The sequence below is a fragment of the Dryocola sharpae genome (assembly GCF_051307055.1).
Classification (GTDB): domain Bacteria; phylum Pseudomonadota; class Gammaproteobacteria; order Enterobacterales; family Enterobacteriaceae; genus Dryocola.
In genome coordinates this window covers 495,112-515,632 of sequence record NZ_CP149994.1, presented here as the reverse complement: position 1 = coordinate 515,632, position 20,521 = coordinate 495,112, and the positions used below count along the sequence as shown (strand labels likewise).

At 51.7% G+C, this 20,521-nt stretch carries 25 protein-coding genes; 3 read left to right on the top strand and 22 right to left on the bottom strand.

The window, feature by feature from the left end:
• Nucleotides 1–5 precede the first annotated feature (5 nt).
• The 4 genes from tauD to tauA are packed head-to-tail and all read right to left on the bottom strand — an operon-like array spanning nt 6 to nt 3,434.
• Nucleotides 6–860 carry a taurine dioxygenase gene (gene tauD, locus WLO31_RS02485; protein ID WP_435928947.1) on the bottom strand — a complete coding sequence of 285 codons (855 nt, stop codon included), beginning with the start codon at nt 858–860 and terminating at the stop codon, nt 6–8.
• Entirely contained in the window at nt 857–1,684 is an 828-nt protein-coding gene (gene tauC / locus WLO31_RS02480) for a taurine ABC transporter permease TauC (RefSeq protein ID WP_435928946.1), read from the bottom strand. The genes tauD and tauC overlap by 4 nt, the downstream gene beginning before the upstream one ends.
• Nucleotides 1,681–2,448, bottom strand: coding sequence for a taurine ABC transporter ATP-binding subunit (tauB, locus tag WLO31_RS02475; RefSeq protein WP_435928945.1), 768 nt, complete (start codon nt 2,446–2,448; stop codon nt 1,681–1,683). Before tauB ends, tauC begins: the two co-directional genes overlap by 4 nt.
• Before the next feature lie 11 nt (nt 2,449–2,459).
• Nucleotides 2,460–3,434 (bottom strand): taurine ABC transporter substrate-binding protein, encoded by a 975-nt coding sequence (gene tauA, locus WLO31_RS02470; RefSeq protein ID WP_435928944.1) that lies wholly within the window; start codon nt 3,432–3,434, stop codon nt 2,460–2,462.
• A gap of 210 nt (nt 3,435–3,644) precedes the next feature.
• Between tauA and WLO31_RS02465 the strand changes: the two genes are divergently transcribed.
• Complete coding sequence (locus tag WLO31_RS02465) at nt 3,645–4,538, top strand: LysR family transcriptional regulator (RefSeq protein WP_435928943.1); 894 nt, start codon at nt 3,645–3,647, stop codon at nt 4,536–4,538.
• On the opposite strand, the gene WLO31_RS02460 is transcribed toward WLO31_RS02465, so the two are convergent.
• From WLO31_RS02460 to WLO31_RS02380, 17 genes are all read right to left on the bottom strand, one after another.
• Nucleotides 4,516–5,307, bottom strand: coding sequence for a substrate-binding domain-containing protein (locus WLO31_RS02460; RefSeq protein ID WP_435928942.1), 792 nt, complete (start codon nt 5,305–5,307; stop codon nt 4,516–4,518). The two genes, WLO31_RS02465 and WLO31_RS02460, sit on opposite strands and share 23 nt — an antisense overlap.
• Nucleotides 5,308–5,318: 11 nt before the next feature.
• Complete coding sequence (locus WLO31_RS02455; protein ID WP_435928941.1) at nt 5,319–6,626, bottom strand: MFS transporter; 1,308 nt, start codon at nt 6,624–6,626, stop codon at nt 5,319–5,321.
• 610 nt (nt 6,627–7,236) lie between these two features.
• Nucleotides 7,237–7,665: a hypothetical protein gene (locus tag WLO31_RS02450; protein WP_435928940.1), complete on the bottom strand. Its 429-nt coding sequence runs from the start codon at nt 7,663–7,665 to the stop codon at nt 7,237–7,239.
• A gap of 523 nt (nt 7,666–8,188) precedes the next feature.
• Nucleotides 8,189–8,986, bottom strand: coding sequence for a helix-turn-helix transcriptional regulator (locus WLO31_RS02445; protein ID WP_081328877.1), 798 nt, complete (start codon nt 8,984–8,986; stop codon nt 8,189–8,191).
• Between the two features lie 232 nt (nt 8,987–9,218).
• Nucleotides 9,219–10,052: a DUF4942 domain-containing protein gene (locus WLO31_RS02440; RefSeq protein WP_069219333.1), complete on the bottom strand. Its 834-nt coding sequence runs from the start codon at nt 10,050–10,052 to the stop codon at nt 9,219–9,221.
• A gap of 115 nt (nt 10,053–10,167) precedes the next feature.
• Nucleotides 10,168–10,509 carry a TA system toxin CbtA family protein gene (locus tag WLO31_RS02435; RefSeq protein WP_435928939.1) on the bottom strand — a complete coding sequence of 114 codons (342 nt, stop codon included), beginning with the start codon at nt 10,507–10,509 and terminating at the stop codon, nt 10,168–10,170.
• Between the two features lie 20 nt (nt 10,510–10,529).
• Nucleotides 10,530–10,847, bottom strand: coding sequence for a type IV toxin-antitoxin system YeeU family antitoxin (locus WLO31_RS02430; protein WP_435928938.1), 318 nt, complete (start codon nt 10,845–10,847; stop codon nt 10,530–10,532).
• 18 nt (nt 10,848–10,865) lie between these two features.
• Nucleotides 10,866–11,087, bottom strand: a complete 222-nt coding sequence (locus WLO31_RS02425) for a DUF987 domain-containing protein (protein WP_435928937.1) — start codon at nt 11,085–11,087, stop codon at nt 10,866–10,868.
• An 8-nt stretch (nt 11,088–11,095) separates the two neighbouring features.
• Nucleotides 11,096–11,572, bottom strand: coding sequence for a JAB domain-containing protein (locus WLO31_RS02420; protein WP_435928936.1), 477 nt, complete (start codon nt 11,570–11,572; stop codon nt 11,096–11,098).
• 15 nt (nt 11,573–11,587) lie between these two features.
• Nucleotides 11,588–12,046, bottom strand: coding sequence for an antirestriction protein (locus WLO31_RS02415; protein WP_435928935.1), 459 nt, complete (start codon nt 12,044–12,046; stop codon nt 11,588–11,590).
• Between the two features lie 96 nt (nt 12,047–12,142).
• Complete coding sequence (locus WLO31_RS02410; protein WP_435930484.1) at nt 12,143–12,382, bottom strand: DUF905 domain-containing protein; 240 nt, start codon at nt 12,380–12,382, stop codon at nt 12,143–12,145.
• 77 nt (nt 12,383–12,459) lie between these two features.
• Nucleotides 12,460–12,933 (bottom strand): hypothetical protein, encoded by a 474-nt coding sequence (locus tag WLO31_RS02405; protein ID WP_435928934.1) that lies wholly within the window; start codon nt 12,931–12,933, stop codon nt 12,460–12,462.
• 21 nt (nt 12,934–12,954) lie between these two features.
• Nucleotides 12,955–13,866 carry a hypothetical protein gene (locus tag WLO31_RS02400; protein WP_435928933.1) on the bottom strand — a complete coding sequence of 304 codons (912 nt, stop codon included), beginning with the start codon at nt 13,864–13,866 and terminating at the stop codon, nt 12,955–12,957.
• Nucleotides 13,832–14,533: a WYL domain-containing protein gene (locus WLO31_RS02395; protein WP_043495136.1), complete on the bottom strand. Its 702-nt coding sequence runs from the start codon at nt 14,531–14,533 to the stop codon at nt 13,832–13,834. The genes WLO31_RS02400 and WLO31_RS02395 overlap by 35 nt, the downstream gene beginning before the upstream one ends.
• A gap of 216 nt (nt 14,534–14,749) precedes the next feature.
• Nucleotides 14,750–15,571 carry a DUF932 domain-containing protein gene (locus tag WLO31_RS02390; protein ID WP_032751326.1) on the bottom strand — a complete coding sequence of 274 codons (822 nt, stop codon included), beginning with the start codon at nt 15,569–15,571 and terminating at the stop codon, nt 14,750–14,752.
• Between the two features lie 90 nt (nt 15,572–15,661).
• Nucleotides 15,662–16,525, bottom strand: coding sequence for a GTPase family protein (locus WLO31_RS02385; protein ID WP_069219346.1), 864 nt, complete (start codon nt 16,523–16,525; stop codon nt 15,662–15,664).
• A 103-nt stretch (nt 16,526–16,628) separates the two neighbouring features.
• Nucleotides 16,629–17,816 (bottom strand): hypothetical protein, encoded by a 1,188-nt coding sequence (locus WLO31_RS02380; RefSeq protein ID WP_435928932.1) that lies wholly within the window; start codon nt 17,814–17,816, stop codon nt 16,629–16,631.
• 596 nt (nt 17,817–18,412) lie between these two features.
• Here WLO31_RS02380 and WLO31_RS02375 point away from each other — a divergent pair.
• A complete protein-coding gene (locus WLO31_RS02375) occupies nt 18,413–19,000 on the top strand; it encodes a YagK/YfjJ domain-containing protein (protein ID WP_435928931.1) in 588 nt (195 codons plus the stop codon).
• 102 nt (nt 19,001–19,102) lie between these two features.
• On the top strand, nt 19,103–19,309 hold the full coding sequence (locus WLO31_RS02370) for a helix-turn-helix transcriptional regulator (RefSeq protein WP_069219349.1): 207 nt from the start codon (nt 19,103–19,105) through the stop codon (nt 19,307–19,309).
• 186 nt (nt 19,310–19,495) lie between these two features.
• Here WLO31_RS02370 and WLO31_RS02365 read toward each other — a convergent pair whose 3' ends face one another.
• The gene (locus tag WLO31_RS02365) at nt 19,496–20,467 is read right to left on the bottom strand and encodes a toll/interleukin-1 receptor domain-containing protein (protein ID WP_435928930.1); all 972 of its coding nucleotides are present in this window, start codon (nt 20,465–20,467) and stop codon (nt 19,496–19,498) included.
• Nucleotides 20,468–20,521 lie beyond the last annotated feature (54 nt).

The following is a 20,521-nucleotide window of genomic DNA, read 5'->3' as shown; positions in this document are numbered from 1 at the left end:
TTTACCTACTGCGCCACACGGCAGAAAGGCCGATCCCCCAGAATTGTCGCGCGGTGCATAATGCGGCGTGCCGGGAGATAATCGGCGTTGGCGTAATGCTGCGTGACGCGGTTATCCCAGATAGCGATGTCGTTTTGCTGCCAGCGCCAGCGCACCTGAAATTCTGGTTTGGTGATATGCGCGAACAGGAACGCCAGCAGCGCGTCGCTCTCTTTTTGGGAGAGATCGACGATGCGCGTGGTGAAGCCTTCGTTAACAAACAGCGCCTGCTTGCCGCTTACCGGATGGGTACGCACAACCGGGTGATTCAGCGGCGGATTTTTGGCAACGGCTTCGCGCCAGCGCGCATGTTCCGCCTCGGTGCGGGTATGCCTGTATTCCGGGAAAGATTTTCTGAAATCGTGCTCCGCTTCAAGGCCGGACAGCAGGCGTTTAAACGGCTCGGAAAGCGCCTCATAGGCCGCAATACCGCTGGCCCACAGCGTGTCGCCGCCCGTTTCCGGCAGCAGCTTCGCCGCGAGGATCGCCCCGGCGGGCGGCGTTTCAATAAAGGTCACATCGGTGTGCCAGTTATCGTTATCCGGCGGGTTATCGTCGTGGGTATCCAGCAGGATAATTTCTTCCACGCCTTCCGCATGCGGGTAAACCGGATGAATGTGCAAATCGCCAAAGCGCATCGCCAGCGCACGCTGCTGCGAAGGCGTAATCGCCTGGTCGCGGAAGAACAGAACCTGATGGCGAATCAGGGCATGGTAGAGCTGCTCAAACTGGTTATCGCTCAGCCCGCGCGTCAGATCCACGCCGCTCACCAGCCCGCCAATGTACGGTCCCAGCGGCGTAATAGTTACTTTTTCACTCATTGTCCTTCTCCATGCCATGGGGTTAACCGGCGCTGTAATGCCCGTAAACCCAGCTCTAAACAAAACGCGATAACCGCAATCACGCCGATGCCCGCAAGCACCACATCCGTTGCCAGAAACTCGCCGGCGGACTGCACCATAAAACCCAGGCCGCGGGTGGCGGCGATAAGCTCCGCGGCCACTAAAGTTGACCAGCCTACGCCGAGCCCAATGCGGAATCCGGTGAGGATTTCCGGCAGCGCGCCGGGCAAAATCACATGCCACACAACCTGCGCACGTGTTGCTCCCAGCGCACGCGCGGCCCGAACCCGAACCTGCTGAACGCTGCGCACGCCGGCCATTGTGGACATCGCGACAGGCGCGAAAATCGCCAGATAAATCAGCAGGATTTTGGAGGTTTCACCGATGCCGAACCAGATGACCATCAGCGGTAAATAGGCCAGCGGCGGCACCGGGCGGTAAAGCTCGATCAGCGGATCGAGGATGCCTCGCACCGTCGGGCTCAGGCCCATAGCTATCCCTACCGGAATACCAATCAGCACCGCGGCTGTCAGAGCGGTGAGAATGCGCAGCAGGCTGGCGGCGAGATGCTGCCAGAGCGTCGCATCCATAAAGCCCTGGGGTCCGGCGATGCTAATAAGTTTGCTCAGCACCTGCCCCGGCGGCGGCAGGAACAGCGGGCTTATCCACTGTTCGGCGGCCACCCACCACCACAGCACAACGATGGTGGCCAGCGTAACGAGGCTTAACGTAATCTGGCGCGAGAACGGCCAGCGCAGGAGGAGGCGCCTGCGACGCGGTTTATCAGGGATTACGATGCTCACTGGAAGCCCTCCCGCTGTTGAAATACACGGCCGAGCACGTACTCGCGTTTAGCGATAAATTCGGGATCGGATTTGATGCTGCGGCAAGGCTCTCCCGCCGCAAACCGGCGGCCAAAGTCGAGCGGCAGTCGTTCCAGCACGCGGCCCGGCCCTGATGAGAGCAGCACCAGTTCGGTGGCTAAAAACACAGCTTCTTCGATGTCGTGGGTGATCAGCAGCACCTGGCGGCGGCTTTCATGCCAGAGTTTTAGCAGCAGGGTCTGCATCTGTTCGCGGGTAAAGGCATCCAGCGCGCCAAAGGGTTCATCAAGCAGTAAAAGCTGCGGTTGAGTGGCGAGCGCGCGGGCAATGCCCACACGCTGGCGCTGGCCGCCGGAGAGCTGCCAGATGGCGCGCTCCGCCTTATCCTCCAGCCCAACTTTGCTTAGCATGTCGAGCGCGATCTCCTCGCGCTGCGGCTTTGGCTGCCCGGCAAGCTGCAGGCCGAAGGCGACGTTATCCAGCACCGTCCGCCACGGCAGCAGCCCTTCGTTCTGAAAGACCACGCCACGTTCGGCGCCCGGCCCCGTCACTTGTTTACCCTGCAAGGTGATGCTGCCTGCGTGATACGGAACAAAGCCAGCTATCAGGTTCAGCAACGTTGTTTTGCCGCAGCCTGACGGGCCGAGCACCACCAGCAGCTCCCCTTCGTCCACCGTCAGACTGATATCGTTGAGGACGGGTTTTCCGCCGTAATCGGCGCTGAGTCCTGAGACCTGTAACATGGCCTGCCCCCTTACTGCGCCAGCGTTTTCACGAAGCGGTCGGTGACGAACTGGCTATAGTCCGCTTCCACCGCCGGGACTTTGCCCTGCTCCTTGAGGAACTGCGCGGTATCGACAATCGCTTTGTTTACCGGGCCGCTGAGCTGTTCGGCCTGCTGCCCCGGCGTAAGATAGGTATTACCCTTCACCAGCCCCGGCACGTCGCTTTCCGGCACGCCGCTCAGGCGGGAAAGTTTGCTGAGGTTATCCGGCTGCTTCAGCCAGCCATCCGGGTTATCGATATAGCCTTTTTGCGCGGCGAGGGCGCTTCTGGCGAAGGCTTCCACCACGTCAGGATGCTGCTGAGCGAACTCTTTACGCACCACCCAGACATCAAGCGTTGGCGCGCCCCATTTACCCACCTGCGCGGAATCGGTCAGCACCGTGCCGTCTTTTTCCAGCTCGTTCACCGCAGGCGCCCAGACATAGGCGCCGTCGATATCGCCGCGCTGCCAGGCAGCAATAATCGCCGGCGGCTGAAGGTTAAGGATCTGCACCTGGCCGGGCTTGATGCCCCAGTGCTTAAGCGCCGCCAGCAGGCTGTAGTGCGTGGTGGAGATAAAAGGAACGGCGATGCGCTTACCGATCAAATCCTTTGGACCGGCGATGCCTTTTTTAACCACCAGCGCCTCGGAGTTTCCGAGCTGCGAAGCCAGCAGAAATACTTCAATCGGCACCTTCTGGCTGGCGGCAACCGCAAGCGGGCTGGAGCCGATATTGCCGATCTGTACGTCGCCGGAAGCCAGCGCGCGCACCACGCTCGCGCCGCTGTCGAATTTGCGCCAGTCAACTTTTGCGCCGCTCTCTCTGGCAAAGGTATTATCGGCCTGCGCAACTTTAGCGGGCTCTGCGGAGGTCTGATAAGCCACGGTGACGTCCACCGCGAACGCCGGTGCGGCAATGAAGGCCAGCGCTGCCAGCCAGAGAGAATGTCGTGATGCTGCCATGGTGTCTGCTCCTGTCTTGATGATGGGAGCAGTATTTCCAACGGCGAGGATTACATAAAAGAATTAAAAATTATCGCTAATGCTTTTATGTCCTTAGATAAGATTTAGCTTTTGATAGCTGGAGGATGGGAATAACGAAAAAAGAAATGTCCTGCCGCCCGGCGCCTTGTTAATATTTTGTTGTGTAATAGTTAAGCTGAGGCGCGGATTTTGCCCAATTTTGATTTACAGGATTTATACGCATTTATCGCGCTGTGCGAACACGGCAGCTTTCGCTACGCGGCTGAGGCAATCTGCATTTCTCAGTCTGCGCTGAGCCGACGTATCGAAAAGCTTGAATCTTCCCTTGGGGTGCGGCTCTTCGACAGAACGACCCGCAGCGTAACGCTGACGCAGACGGGAAGAACCTTTGCTCCCCGCGCCCGGCAGCTGTTAAGCGACTTTGAGGACGCCCTTAACGGCATCAGCGAGCGTATCACCTACGGCAGCGGCATGGTGACCGTCGCCTGCGTTCCTTCCGCCGCCTATTACTTTATGCCGCACGTCATTGCGCGCTTCAGAACGCTGTTTGCAAATATCCGCATCCGGCTTATCGATACCAGCGCCGGGAATGTGTATACCGCCGTGCATAATAAACAGGCCGATTTCGGCTTAAGCTTTCTTTCCCGCGGGGACGCGGACCTGACGTTTTTGCCTTTAGCCCATGAAACCTATCAGATGGTTTGCCAGCCCGCTCACCCCTTCGCCAGGCGCGACAGCCTGCAGTGGCAGGAGTTTTTCGAGGCCGACTACATCTGGCTGAATAAATCCTCCGGCAACCGGCACCTGCTCGATCGGGCGCTGGGCAACATTACCATGCGCCGTGCCGCGGTCTGCGAAACGCAGCACGTCACCACCATGATCGGGATGGTCGAAGCGGGACTGGGAATTGCCGCGGTGCCATCCATGGCTCTTCCTGACGGCGGGCATCCCTTGCTGGTGCAAAAGCCGCTGACGGAGCCCGTAGTCAAAAGGCAGGTCGGGCTGATTAAAAGAGTGGGGACAGCGCTCTCCCCCGTAGCGGCCGAGCTGGAGAAAACGATTATCGGGCTGTTCCACCCGTAGCAGGCAGCGGATCCAGTCCCGTCTGGCGCACCGCCGTCCGCGCTTCAGGCGACGCCAGATAGCGAAGCAGCTGACGAGCCTGCTGCTGATGAGGCGCCCCTGCCACGACGGCGCCGGCAAAGCGGGTGACGTACTGCACGGATTCAGGAATACGGCCGATAAATTTAGCCCCTTTCACCGGCAGCAGCTCGCTTACCTGCTGAAAACCAATCTCCTCGTCACCCTTCGCCACGACGGAGGCGACAGGGATCTTTTCTATCATCCTGGCCTTATCCCTGACCTGTGCGGCAATGCCCAGCCGGTTAAAAAGCTCAGCCTGCACATAACGTCCGCTGGCGCTGTCGGAATAAGCGATGGTCTTCGCTTTCAGCAAAACGGCTTTCAGGCTATCGACATTACTGATATCCGGGGCGGCGGAACCTTCGCGCACCACCGCGCCGATGCGGGAATCCGCAAGCTCGGTACGGCTGCCTTGCGCAATCTTTCTTTGCTTATCCAGAGCGTCCAGCGCGTAGCCGACCATAATCACCGCGTCCGCCGGCTGGCCCGCCGATAAACGGTTAGGGATAGCCTCCGGCGAGTTGCCCATCGACGGCCCGTGAATAATACGCAACGTATCGCCCGTTGTGGCCTGATACTGCGGCGCAAGCTTATCAAGCGCCGCTGAAAAACCGCCGGAAATCATCACCGTAATCTCTTCCGCGCCTGCCGTAGCGCAGAGGCTTATCGCCACCAGAAAAGCGGCGGTCCGCAGCATAAGAGGTTTCATTTCTTTCTTCCTTAGCTAAATGATTTACGGGTAAGCCAGCGACGATCGGATGCCTGATGATAGAGCCAGAGCGTGGCAAGCAGCGCGCAGACGGCGGCAAAACTCATCCAGTACCCCGGAGCCGCCTTGTCGCCGGTATACTGAATCAGCGCGGTGGATACCGCCGGCGTAAAGCCGCCAAACAGCGCCGTTGCCAGGCTGTAGGCCAGAGAGAACCCGGCCACGCGAACCTCTGCGGGCATGATTTCCGCCAGCGCCGGGATCATCGCGCCGTTATAGAGACCATACATAAACGACAGCCACAGCAGCACGGCCAGCATCATGCCAAAGCCGGGCGCGTTAGCCAGCAGGGTGAGCGCGGGCCAGGTAGTAAAGATGGCCAGCACCGTCATGGCAATCAGCACCGGCTTGCGCCCGAGGCGATCGGAAATAGCCCCGCCGATCGGCAGCCAGATAAAATTCGAAACGGCGACCAGCAGCGTGACCAGCAGGCTGTCTGACGAACTCAGCATCAGGACCTTTTTGCCGAAGGTGGGTGCATACACGGTGATAAGGTAAAAGGCGGTGGTGGTCATCGCCACCATCAACATACCGGCAATGACCACGCGCCAGTTGTTAATCAGCGTTTTTAACGCCTGGCCAACTTCGAGATGGCTGGCCCGCTTTGTAAACGCTTCGGTTTCATCCAGACGGCGGCGCAGCATAAAGATAAACGGCACGATCAGACAGCCGACAAGGAAAGGAATGCGCCATCCCCACGCGTGCAGGGTGCTTTCGTCCATCAGCTGATTAAGAGCGTAGCCGAGCGAGGCGGCCACCATAATGGAGACCTGCTGGCTGCCGGACTGCCAGCTGGTATAAAACCCTTTGTTACCGGGCGTGGCGATTTCAGAAAGGTAGACGGAGACGCCGCCCAGCTCCGCGCCCGCCGAAAAGCCCTGCAGCAAACGACCGCACAGAACCAGCAGAGGCGCCCATAGCCCAATCGTGGCGTAGCCGGGCACCAGCACGATTAAAAACGTGCCCAGCGCCATAATGGACAGGGTGACAATCAGCCCTTTCCGCCGTCCGACTTTATCTATCCACGCGCCAAGAACAACCGCGCCAATAGGGCGCATCAAAAATCCTGCGCCAAAGACGGCAAAGGTCATCATCAGCGAGGCGAACTCGTTTTCAGTCGGGAAAAACACGTGGGCAATATAGGTGGCATAGAACCCGAACAGGAAGAAATCGAACTGTTCAAGGAAGTTTCCTGAGGTGACCCGCAGGATAGCCATTGCCCTGGAGCGAAAGGTCGGGATATCGGCAGCAAAAGGCATATCGCCCTCCATAATTAACAAGAAGCTTTAGTTTTATTAACTTTTAATCAACCATGAGAGTGCGGTATTTACGCCGTCTGTATAAGCGCATTTCCCGCATCTATTGATGCGGCAGACGCATCAATTTAATAACAAACGTGAGCTAACGCGGCCCTGAACGGACCACGGTAAGAATTAATCCTTCCGGAGTGAGGCGGATTACGTGAGGTTCTGCACATTTAGCGGCTATCGGCTGCGTACTTCTGCCCTGTCCATTGCGATGTGGCCTCTGGCCGTGAACCTGCTCGCGCTAATAATTTATGACATGAATAAACTGGCCGTTCGCAAAGCCAGACGGCGAGTACCTGCATTTACTTTGCTTACCCCTGGATTGACTGGTGGGTAGCAGGAGCGATGCCTTGCCAGCAACTGTTTCGCCATAAGACGTAATAGCAGCCGAGCATAGTATTGAATCTGACGGTTATGCTGGGAGTTGGGTATAGAGTTTATATTCGGTGAGCGATAGTGGATTGGTTATGGCGGGTGGGGCTTAACACTCACTCGCCATATAAATTAAAAGTTTAATATGGGTAGAGGATTAAACGTCAACACCCGCCACCGTTTTATCGTTTCAATTCACCTTCGCAAAACGCGGCGCCAGCAGGTCCTCAATCAGCATGTTAACCAGTTCAAACAGCAGGCCATTTAATGCGAGACGAACTTCAGACGACAGGCTGCAATTGCGTAAAACACGCGTTAAAGCACAGCAATACTGGCGTAGTAACTCTGAATCCCCCGCAATATGCTGGGGATGGGTGTGGATAAGCGTCTCCACCGTTAGGCGTTCAATCAAATACGGCGGCAGCGGCTTTTCCAGTTCCAGTTCCATCGCCTCCAGATAGTCGGCGAGGCGCATATAAAGCACCTGCTGGCGGGCGGGATTAGGGCATTCGATAAGCTCGTCTGCCAACGTTTCGCAGATTTCCAGCAGCTCGAATAGATCCAGGGTCATATAAACGGGAGAAGGGTTTGTTACGGCGGGAGTGGTGTTAGTCATCATGGCGGTAAGCTCCAAGAGTAGTGGATATTGTCACCACTGGAGTTCCTACGCTCATGGGTGGTGACACTGATGGGGTAGGAAACCGACCTCTATGGATATCGGCCAGCCCGAGGGCTGCCACATCAGCGCCACCATTGATAAGGATATCGGTGTGTTGATGCCGCGACAATAAATAAAGACACATGAGCATCTAATTGTCGCCATAGAGAGAACGGGTTCCTACGCCCGGCAACAGAATTTGCTGGTGCAAAGGTAGATTATCGCGGGAGATCGGAGCTAACAAGCAGAGAAAAGCGGCTTACAGCGTTGCATTTTATCGCTGCGAGATGTCTCGCAAAGTGGAAAAAATTGAAGTGGTTGCTGGATGCGAAGGCCGGACTCGCACATTGAATTTAACCTATTGATTTAAAATAATTAATAAAAAACAATTCAATCTTATACCAACACAGATACCAACACATAATTTCATTGATTTTCGGCATCGAACCCGAACAAGTATGCAAGGTTAAGATGCCGACCTCTGTCAGTCATTATCTTCCTCAACCGAATCTAGCACATCAAGCGAGATTCGGACCATCGCAACAGAGCCAATACGGATGAAAGCATCCTCTCCATCCTCATCGGTTATCTGGTATCGCTGTGTTGATTCAGGCTCTAGCTCCAAAGTATCAAACAATGCGTTCAACTGACCAATATCGTCAAATTCATTGTTCTCCGATACCTCGGACTCACAGCATAGCTCAATGACTGGGCCACCGTTCACCATTGTAATATGGACATTACCATAGCTTCCTTCATTGGCATCGCTGTCCTCTTCATCTGGGATAGGTGGAAAACCATCAAACAAAAATTGGTGGAAAATGACTTCTCGGGCATTTATGGCATAACGATGCTGCTCTGAATCGAAAACAAAAAAACGCTCATGATCTGGGACGGTGCTTTCTTCAAAGTATGAGTAAAAACGACGCTTATCAGCCGGAGAAATGGGTAGCAGCAAATAATCATTCTGCCCCCGTAACCAGAGCTTTACCGTCCAAAAGCGGCCATCCATTTCAATACCGCTTGCAGCAATATCTTTCAGTTCATCGCTACTACGACTACCTTGATTACGCAATTTCTGTAGCAGGTTATCACTATCAGGAAAAACAGCGTTCAACGGCTTTTTTAAAACAGCACTGATCGCTTGTGCCAACCCTAACTTAGCCGCAACTTTCCCTGCTTCGATACGTTGAATCTGTTGCTGGCTGGTACCAACCATATCGGCTAACTCGCGCTGAGTGATTGATAGTTGGGTACGAAGTTCTTTGATTTTGTTTTGCAAGATGGCATACCTCCGACATAAATGTGATGAATGCCATTAAAACACAGCATTGAGTATAAAACACAAAAATGAGTTTAATGGTGATAGACAATACTCATTAATGTAAAAAGTACTTCCCTCATCATTCTCCTTTTTATGCCAGATATGTATGGTGTAGATAGCCCTGTCAGGGAGCCAGTAGTGTTTGAATCACATTTTTTGACCTCCCCCCTGCTTATAAAAACATCACATTTCATCTTGCTGGCAAAGCCTTCGGATAGTGCTTTGCCACGATATCATTCATCTTTTCAATCAGTTCCAAACGCTTAAACGTGATATGCCCACTCCCTTTCTGGTAATAGCGAATAATGAAGAGATCGTCCTCAAATATCCGCACACGAGGATTTTCTCGGATAAAATCCATAAACCTGATGGATACATCGTGTCGGCTATCTGGAATGGTTTGACCATCCAGTAGGCGGAGCATCCTTTCCAGATCGGCAAGCTGGTCGCGTCGCCAGCCCCAGTTCAGGCTGTAGCCCCATCTGTCATGCTTCACCAGATTGTTGACGATAATCTTCTTACCGAAATAACAGGGATTATTGGTTTTGTAGTCCCAGCTTAACCCTTTAAATACATTGATAATCCCACGTTCGAAAACGTCCTGCTTATTGTGGTGGAGTTGTTCAAAGGTATTCAGGATGTTGGCTTCGCTAATAGCCGGGAGATCGCCCTCCTCTAGGTTCTTCGCCCACTGACTGCGGGCTTCGGCATCCATCAAGGTCAACATCCCGGATTTCAGCATCAGGTCACGCCAGATGCTACGGTCAATATTCCGGGTGATGGCTGGCATCGCTTTGCCCACTGGTTGCATCAACCAGCAGTCAAAGGAGCCACCCTGTCTCATCGCCCAGTGATCCGCAGTATTGCCACCAATCATGAAAGTCAGTCGGGAGATTTCTTCAAGTTGAAGAATCAGAGCTTCAATTTCCTTAAGCGCGGTATCACGACCAGTAACAATACGTTCAATACTGGTCGAGCAAATTAGCTCGCTATGGTCGGTTAATACTTCAGCTTCAGTTTGCATGACGCTTTATCCGTAAAAAGCAAAAGCGCCCGCCGGATAATGGCAGGCGCATTATGCAATAGGTAAACAAGGGAGGAAGTTCAGAAATGTAAATCGGGAGGGTTGTACGCAATGTTCATCGTACTACGTTGTTACGGCTTTGTCGCAACAGGCCAGTTGCCTGTCTTGCCCGCAGAATATCTACAGCCCGAAGATACGGGGATTGTTCCTGCCAGCTAAATCCTTTGCGATCTATTCGAACCAGCTCGTATTTTTCCACCAGAAAGTTAACGGCATCGGCCAGCGTGATACCTGCATCGATATGTTCCTGTATAACGGATTCATCACTGAACGGCGTGTCGTTCAGGGTCAGGCCGTAGTGTTGTTCCAGCAGGCGTGTCAGTAGCGTTTGCCAGATAGCCACGGGTGACAGGCAGGGTTTTACCGCCCGCGAAGTTGTTGCAGATTGAGGTTTCATGTTTGCTCTCGTGAAAGTAATTAGCGCTTAGTGGGGTAAATGGCGATGTATACGTGGCCGCAACTACCAAGAGTATCGGCTTCGCAGGTGAAACCGGTGTGGTACAGGGTGACACAGTGGGCATGGCGAGGATTCATTTCACCAGTGGTCAGCATCGATTCCATCTGGCTGATAAAGTGCGGGAATGTTTCATCCAGCTTCTGGCATTCGGTGTCACTGAACTTGCCGGTCATGCTGGCCCGGTCAGCTAAATAATGCAGCCGGTTCCCCTCCTGCACCAGACGGGCTCCCAGACGTGGCGTGATATCCCGCCGCAGGCCCCATGTGATGTTGCTCATTTATAACCTCCTTTATTGTCAGTTCAGGGTAATACTCATCAGGCAGGCATACGGTCCGCTGCGGTCCTGGCGGCGTTCGGCGTACACCGCCAGGACTCCTGTGATATCCGGAACGTCCCTGCCGGTGTAATGACAGACGCTACCAAGCCACTGATATTTGCCGCTGCAGTAGCGAAATATTCGGGACTCCGGATGCTGGCGGTATATCGTCATTGCCCGGCGCTTACTGATAATTTTCATGTAATACCTCACAGCAGGCCGTGTTCAGCGAATGAATAGATTTGCCGACCGCCGACAATCAGATGGTCAGGGACGCGGATATCAACCAGCTGAAGCACCTGAACCAGTCGCTGCGTAAGGGCTTTGTCAGCCTGGCTGGGCGTCGTCTCACCGGAAGGATGGTTATGCGCCAGTATTACCGCCGCCGCGTTGAAATACAGGGCGCGCTTGACCACCTCCCGGGGATGCACCTCGGTACGGTTAATCGTGCCGGTGAAGAGCGTCTCATGGGCAATAAGCTGATTCTGGTTGTCCAGATACAGCACCCGAAACTCTTCCCGCTCAAGCGCGGCCATATGCAGCCGCAACCACTCCCGGACGGCATGAGTGGAGGTGAAGGCTATCCCGGGCTCATGCAGGTGTTGCTCCAGAGCCCTGAGCGCCCGCTGAATAAGACGCCGGTCCTGTGGCGTCATCTCGCCGGGTAAAAAGGAAAGCTGTTTCATCCGTTGTTCCTCTGTTCAGTCGATGATGCGCAGAATGGCCTGAGCTTCAGGATGCTGCAGGGCATAGTCCCGCAGGCGGTAATAGTGCTCCGTCATGGCATCGCATTCGGTGCGACAGGCGTGATGGCTGTATTCAATCAGGCTGACAGCGATACCGGCAGCTTCTGCACTCATATCCGCATCATTGCCGTTCATGCTGTTGAACAGACGCCATTTATCGTCACTGTCAGCATCAGGGGCCATAAACGCGCCGCCATTGCTGAGCGTGTAAAAGGACCAGATACCACCGTTGTACTCATCACAGAAGCGATCCATCCAGGCGAAAATGCGGGGTTCCAGCGTTATCCATTGTGGGATAGAGCCAAAGTGCTGCGTCCAGAAATCGAGACGCTGTTCGTCGGGAACCTGCGTTACTGTGAGTTTGAAATCGGATTCGTTAGCGGGTACAAGGTCGTACTGTGTCGCTGTTGTCATGTAAATGTCTCCGTCAATAAAAGGTGCCAGCGGCGATGGCTGGCGTGTGGGGTAATAAAGGATGGTCCGGGAGATGGATGTCGGGAATGGGGTTTGTCAGTCGGTGAGTAACGACCTGCGGATGCCATAGCGCCGGATATATGGGGTAAGTCCTGCACCGGCATCGGGCTCAAAGTTCCATGCGCGCCAGACCATGCCGCCATCATCGTCGCGCACAACCAGACGAAAATGCGTGTGAAGGTCATCTTCGACGGTGACATTGTGATACCGACTGATAATGGCTTCGGCCTGCTGCCGGGTGAAAGAACCGGGCGGTAGTAACGGGGATTCAGGCATGATGATGACCTCAAAAAGCAAAAAGCCCTGTTGCAAACGTGCAACAGGGCTGGTCGAATGACTTATGTGAAAAGCCGTCAGGGTTGATCGAGACAATCCTGCCAGGTGATATCTTTCAGCGCATCGTGCAAGCCACTGGCACTGAACGGTTTCGATTCCCCTGACTGAAAGGCGGTGAAAGCCAGTGTGTCTTTTGCTCCTGTGTGCTTCAGTGCTTCAAAAGCCACCTGAGCCGGAACAGCCTCACCCGGAAGCAGAGTTTCATTCTCAAGCGAGTATTTTTCATTGTTTATCAGAAGATACACCTCGTTCATTCCTTCATCAGAGATGGCGCGGTAATCCTCCTTCGGAAGCTGCCAGGCAACAACCATCTTTTTGTTGCTGCAACTGATAGTCAGCTTCTCTCCGGCCTGATTGTCGCTGCTGAGCGCAAACTCCATACCGCCCGTATTGCCGTACCATTCGCCCCACTGTTGTTCGGTCACCGTTGCATGAGTGAAAGCCGGGGCCAGCAGAGACAGCAGGGCTGGCAAACAGGGTATAATTTTCATACTGTTATCCTTTTCAGTTCATTAGCGCTGATTCAGTTTTTCTTTATACGCTTCTATCTGTGCCTTTAGTTGTGCCAGCGCAGCCGGTGCTATATCGGCGTCAACACGGATAAAATCTTCCTGAATCACGCTGAACTTCACCGGGAGCTTAAATTTGCTTGCGCCTGGCCCGCTCAGAATGGCCGTTCCCGTTTGCTCTGTATCACTGACCTGCTGCGCATTTTCAATCATCTGGCATGACACATTTTCATGAATGGAATCCCATACTTTTTCGCCAATGGCCCGGCAGGCGGCTGAGTGATATTGAGTAAGGTTCAGATGTGCCTTTTTCGCTTTGTCGAACCCGCTCTCTTTCTGTGGGTGGGCTTTGTAATAATCGAGCTTTTTCTGCAACTGCTCTTCCCTTCGTTTCTGCGCCTGCTGCTGATTGAGCTTATCAATCTCATCCGTATCCGGACGTGCGGTAATGACACCGTCACTGAGGGTCATGCGGACCGGGTAGATATTGCCGTTACTCAGATTAGCAACCGCCAGATAACGGCCTTCAGATAAGGTTCTGGTGATATCGACTGAAACACAGGACTCCCGCGAATTGAGGTTCTCAAGCATATCGTTTACTGCCAGACAGCCTGATGCTTTGACCGTACTCTCCGGTGATGCAGCAAAGCTGGAGCCAGCAATCATTGCCAGCAGAGGTAATAATTTAATCAGTTTCATTTTTTTCCTTACTGAAATCAGATGAATAGTTTTTGTGAATACATAAATGCCCCGGATAATACCCACCGGTACATCAGTGGGCAGTGTCAGGGTAAGGAGTCGGCGGGATATCCCGGTTTTGACGATAATGGCGATAACAGCGTCGGGCTCCTCTTTGCTGCAAGGTGGATAAAAAGCTGCGCTATTCCGGCCTGTTATCAGCCGGAACAAACGCAAGCAGTGACTGCTGAATAAATCGAAAATGAGGTAAGGCCTGAATGAACACCGGGTCTTCAGCCAGACGGCATAAACTGTCGTTACGTCTGAAAGACTCCTGCAGGGGCTGAACCAGATGAATTTCATCCAGGGTGAACACGGCAATATGTCCGTTATGCTCGGCAATCAGATACCAGGTCTGCTGGTGGATGAGTAACCGGCACGGAGCCAGTCGCTCGCAGCGCTGCCCGTCAGCAAGCAGCGTGACTTTTCTGCGGTCAGTAATCGCCTTAACCAGTCGCCAGAATGACAACTGCTCTGATGGCGAAGAGGCCGGACTGGCTGGTGGTATAACGCAGGGTGCTTCATCACACATCAACAACGCATTGACCAGTCGGCGGTCAAGACCCGGAAAAAGCCCGGCCAGCCCGCTGCGGTGGGCAAAGATAAGCACATCAGGCACCATCTGCATCTCACTGCCAGCGGTGCGCAGGCGGCAATAGCCGGACTGATACTCCAGGTCCAGATACATCAGTCGCTCACGAAAATCCCGCCGCAGCGTGCGGACCGATACGCCAAACTCTGCCGCCAGCTTACGCACGCTCAGCGTTTCCCCGGCAACCAGGCGGCTGATTATCAGCGACAGCCTGACCGCCAGTCGGTCATGGCGACGTTCTGCCTGTGTCATGAGAGGTTCTCCGGGAAATTTAACTGACTGAAAATGATGTGATTACTTTAAAGAGGGGCGCGGTCAGGGTATGGACACCGCAGTAACTATTTTTCATTTCTGCAAATGTCAGTTGTGGCGGGGGTTACAGACTATCCCCGGGGGAGTGAGGACCGTGAACATTTAGTAATGTGGACAGGTGGTGTCCGATATTAACAACGTGGCAACATGAAACGTCTACTGCAGTTGCGTGAGCAGTGTTTCTGCCATCACCCACAGCGCACGGTTAAGCTTCACGTCCCCGTCAATGCCACGCACGGCACGGGTATGTGTCCGTCCACCTTTAGCATTACGCCCACTGAGTCCGCCCTTAATCAGGTTTTCCTGCACACGTTGATAAGTGGTCCACAGGTCATTGCTCTCATCCTGCCAGCGGCGCGGGGAGAGTATCTGCGATTCAGTAACCGGCTGGTGGTCCTCACCAAAACGATACGTAAGCGCGGCTTTTGCCAGTGCCTGCTGCGCAGGTGGCGGTAACAGCAACGACTGCATGGCATCCCGCTTTTCTTCCACACGGTCAAAAATCCCCAGCACCTCATAGGCCCCGTCAATAACCTGACTCACCACGTCCCCCTTGTGTGGCACCCTTACCTCGCCAAACGACTCACCGCAGACAAGACCGTTCTGACACACAGCCCTGAACAGGCCCGGTAACATCTGGTATGAGCTCGTGCCGTCATGCGAGTTGAGCAGGATAATTTCCGGCACCTGCTTACCGGTAATCTGCCCCTCCCGGCGCAGGCGCAGCATATGCTTCGTATGTTCACGACGGCCGGGGTCACGCACGCGGGTCTGACAGGCAAAGAACGGCTGAAAGCCCTCCCGCTGCAGACTGTCCAGCAGAGAGATGGTGGGAATATATGTGTAACGTTCACTACGGGATTCGTGTTTGTCCTCGCTGAATACACTGGGTACCACGCGAAACAGTTCTTCACGGGTTAACGGACGGTCACGACGGATAAGGTTTGCAGCGCCAAAGCGCGAAGCCAGACGGGTCATAAGCAGACTCCTCATAACGGGGAAACAAATAAAAGAAAGCCCCGTCGCACAGGCGACAGGGCTCGGAAAACAACTGGCAGGATTAAATACTCAGAAGAAGAAATTCCAGACGCTACGGGCAACCGACACCACTGTATCGCGTACCGCCCTGATAACTACCCGCACCGGGACCGGTATCAGCGGCAGAGCGCTCACCGCATCCAGCGCCGCACCGACGGTTTCACCAAAATCGTTACACGCTTTTTCCTGGACTGTCGCTGTGCGAAAGGGAGACTGCAGTTGCGCCACTACCGGGCTGCTGGCCTCGCGCGGCAGGCAACGAATCATCCGTTCGGCCATTATCCGCAATCCCCACTGCAGCCGGACCGACACCGCACACACGGGATGCACGGGCTGAAACAGTTCATGCAACAGACAGATTTTTCGGCTGATATTCTGCTTCTGCTCCGTGGACAACTGCCCCTCACAGCTGGTGGGTTCAACCTTGTCGGACTGGCTGATAACAAACAGCACCTTATGCCGGTAAGCCTCACCAATTACCTGATGATAAAAATGCTCATCCACCGCCAGTGCCCGGTCATCGGCCTTAATCAGCCACAGCACCAGGTCGAGCCGGGGAAGCTGTTCACGGTACAGTGCAGCATACCCGGTATCGCGGGCACTACTTTCCCCCACGCCAGGCAGGTCAACGATGGTCATAACTCGCTCACCGACCTGCAGACGAAAGCGCAGTGGTTCACGGGTGCAGGCGGCCACATCGCTGACGGGTGATACTTCCCCGGCAAACAACGTATTACAAAGGCTGCTCTTACCCGCGCCGGTTTTCCCCATAATGCCTATTACAGGCTCGTAGTGGGTTAACTGATTTATCTGCAGCAGAATGCGTTCAGATACCCACTGGGGCAGGCCGGAAAGCGGTTGTATAAAGGTCTGCAGAACTTCTTTTTCGTGCATCGTCATTCCTCTGAAGAATTAAAATGAAAACGGCAGTACCCGAAAGTTCTGCCGTCACATCAGGGCTGTTCACGAGGATGATATATATCTGAATATTTTTTGATTAATCGTTTCTTACAGATTTCATTTTCTTATAAGCATCATCAATATATGCTTTAAGTAAGGCATTTGGTTCAATGCCTGTCGCATCCTGCAACGCAAGTAATTTCTTTTTAGACTGTGCTGTCAGTTTAATACCTGAGCTGTCTTTGGCTTTTTTATCCCTGTGGCGTTTTTGTATCCAGGCGTTTCGGGCCCGAGCCAGGAAATGTTGCTTATTTTTGTCTGCATCCAGTTCGAAACTATATGATTCATTTTTGATGAAAGCGTGCTGTTCTTTGCTCCAGCCAGCCCAGTTATCAAATGTCGCCAGAAGAAAATCATTCATTTGTTTTCTGGTGGCAGGAGATACATCGCAACCAATAAAGCTCTTTTGCATATAATCCCACAGCCAGAGGAGATTATCCTCATCATCAAGATCAATCCATGAGAAAGGTTGAGGGTAATTGCCAAACTCAGTACGCCATGACTTATAAAGGCGATCGATGACTTCTATTTTATCATTAACGCTCATAGCCAGATTATCAACGAAAGTCATGCTTGAAGAAATATAGCTTTCTTCAGAATCGTATAATGGACTTAGCGATTGGAAATTAATACCGTTAGCTACGTGAGAAACTACACTTTTTATGACTGACGGGCCATTAGCAAGAGTAAAACCCTGAACGTTAATTGTATTTATTGCTTTTTCTCTGTTTAAGTCTGCAATCAAATTTTTAACGCCTTTAACATCTTCCACGCCAGCATTATCATTTTTTGAATCAACATCAATTTCCCATTGACTCGTTGACTGCGTTATAAGTGCATCATCTTTAATGATCGGAGTTGATATCAATAAAACTCCTGCGGAATTGATGTCTGAATTATTTAACCTGGAAGGAAGTAACATATCGTTACTGACAAGCCAAAAGTATGAATAACATGCAGCGCGTCTGCTTGATTTCATCCAGTCAAAATACTTATCAGGAACGATATTGATAGCAGCATGCTTTTTCATCTCTCTGATTATTTTTTTTCGCTCTTTAAGATTTTTACAGAGAGAGTTTAAAGCTGTGTTAATTTCATCAGCATACTGAGCAGCAGAGTGGTAACTTTTTGTTGCATTGGTGTCAATCCTTATCCCATACCTAACAGCCAGGTATCCCAGGTACTGGTTGTACCTCCTCAAACGCCTGTAGTCCATCAATGCCATACCGTTCCCCTGTCACGTTTATCGTGCATCCTGATGTATCAAAATCACCCGTCAATCAACCATGAAAAACATAATTTATCAGTAATAAAAATGCTTTAAAAGCATAATTATTTAGTAATGATAATCAGGCTGTTTTTTACAGCATAAGTGCGTTTTAATGGGGTTATTTAGGTGGTCTGAAGAGTATGACAAGTTTACACAATGTCAGTAAACTATCCTGATTACAGAAATGGCGATTTTTTACAGGAAGAACCCTTCATTTGCCCTGATAAGTGACACTGTCGTATCGCAAGTGATGATGTATCCGGAAGGTGATGAAACGGGCAGAGACTTGCCGGGGGCAGTTGCGTGTCGCACAGCGACTTCACTCAGACATGTTAATGAAAATGAGAGTTAAACAGGTGTTGATTAATGTGGGCTATTAATTTGGGTTAATTAGTATAATTAATAATGACGTCATCTTAAATATACTGCATCTTTACTCTGTTCCATAATCTTATGCCTCACTCTCACCACTGCATATATTCAAACTTGTAAAAGGGTGATAATTTACATACAACACAAATCCTCTGAGCATAAACAGCGAGGATTGAGCCATGCATTTCCCCTACCCCAGTAATACCCGTTATGATATTAACTGGTTTTTATACTCTCTCATTAACAGTCATCTGAATGATATGCTACACCGATACTCAAGGGTAATGGGTTTAAGGATTGATTTATTCTATATAAAGTCGACTTCCAGTTTTCGTCAGAGCACTTACAGAACAATTGAGTCAGACGTGCGGAAATTAATGACCAAAACAGAAGCCTGTTCGTTCGTAACTGGTTACTTCTGGGTCATTGAACGTACACCAGATCATGGCTTTCATGCACACGTTATATTCTATCTCGATGGTCATCATACACAAAAACCATTTTCGCTGGTACAGAGAGTTAGTGAGTTCTGGAGAGATATAACAAATGCAGAGGGTTATTATAACTGGAGTAATTACAAGAAAAATTATCAGGCTGATATTAACCGGAAAATTAACCATTCGGATATCAAGAGCATTAATGAATTAAGATACATCATCAGCTATCTTGCTAAAGAGGAACAAAAAAATGGGATGTATATCTGGGGAAGTAATGAGGTTCCTCCGCCAAGTGGGTTAGGCAGACCCAGAAATAGCGATAGTCTTTAGCGTGGTTTATTTTTTACAGAGCCAACAGTTGATGTGGAGGAGCGAGTAGTAATAATTACTAACATCCGCTCCGGTTAACAGATATTACCGGGACACATCGACATGCTAACTAAACCTGCTTTACTGGACGATCAGTTTATTGACATGAAATTCATTACCCAACTTACTGGCCTTAGCGATAAATGGTTCTATAAGCTAATACAGGATGATTTATTCCCGAAGCCAATTAAACTTGGGCGTTCATCAAGATGGTTAAAAAGTGATGTGGAAGAATGGTTATATAACAGAATTTACGAATCCAGACCATGAATTAAACTCAGCCTTATAATTCTTATCATATTCAATACTGTTCTTCATTCAGTACTGATATCCTCAGCGGAGTACGTCATCATCAATCCTTCGAAGGATATTCAAAATCAACTATTACCTCAGACTGGGCATTACCTAACTGCTCAGAAGGATGATCCGTATCAGCAGAACTGATACGGATTACATTTAGCGATTACGTTGCTGAATAGGACTAAAAAACATATCCCATAGATGCTCTGCCATACCTTCGTTAGTCAATAACGAATCCCTTGAGTTGCTGTACCCCAATCCCATCAAAGTGCGGAACCCAAGTGTTTGCCCATTATCCGCAACACTAAGACTTTCATTGCAACTATTGCGAGTCACGCCGCTTTGACTGTAGCAGATATCCCCGAATCCCATATTACGACTGCCACACCAGATGCCGCACTGACCAACCTTGCCACCGTTGATATACACGGCACATGTGAAGGAATCGTTATCAGGCCGGTGGAAATCAACGTCTAGCCCTGCATGGCGCTTTTTGAGTTCGTCCAGCGAGTTTGCAAAGTAACGAGCGACATACTCAAAACCCTCGCGACGGGCACGATCTTTATCAAGGTCAGTAAAACTCTTTGGTAGAGAAAGATTGCTCGAACGCGGTGTAAAGACAGTATCCGTTGCCTGAAGCATCGGATTAGCCGGAACTGGGGCGTGCACAATCTGCTGCGGCTTTTTCGCTTCCAAATTGGCAATGGCTCGGGAGACAGCATCGGCGACCTGAACATACCCCTCATCGTGACTGGCAAACCTGCTTATGGCTTTACCGTCGAATGTCGCTGCCATGATGCTGCCGAATGGCAACTGATGCCAGGCACACTCTCTTAAAATCACCGGAATGACCACCGCCTCGCCTTTTTTATGCCGCTCCAGTGCGTTGGTCATCTCCACCTGATAACAATAGTCAGAAGCGATGAAATCACTGCTAATTAGCAATAGGATAATATCTGCCTGCGAAAAATAGTGGTCGATCTGATGTTCAAACACTTGCCCAGGAACGATTCGGCGATCGTGCCATGTCGTAATCTTCCCCATGCGTTTCAGAGGGGAAAGGTGCTTCTCAAGCTCATTGCGCAGTGCTTCATCTGCATGGGAATAGGAAAAAACGAGAGTAGTCATAGCGCCTAAGATGCTCCGGTAGGGAAATGAATAATACCGTCATTATTGCGCCAA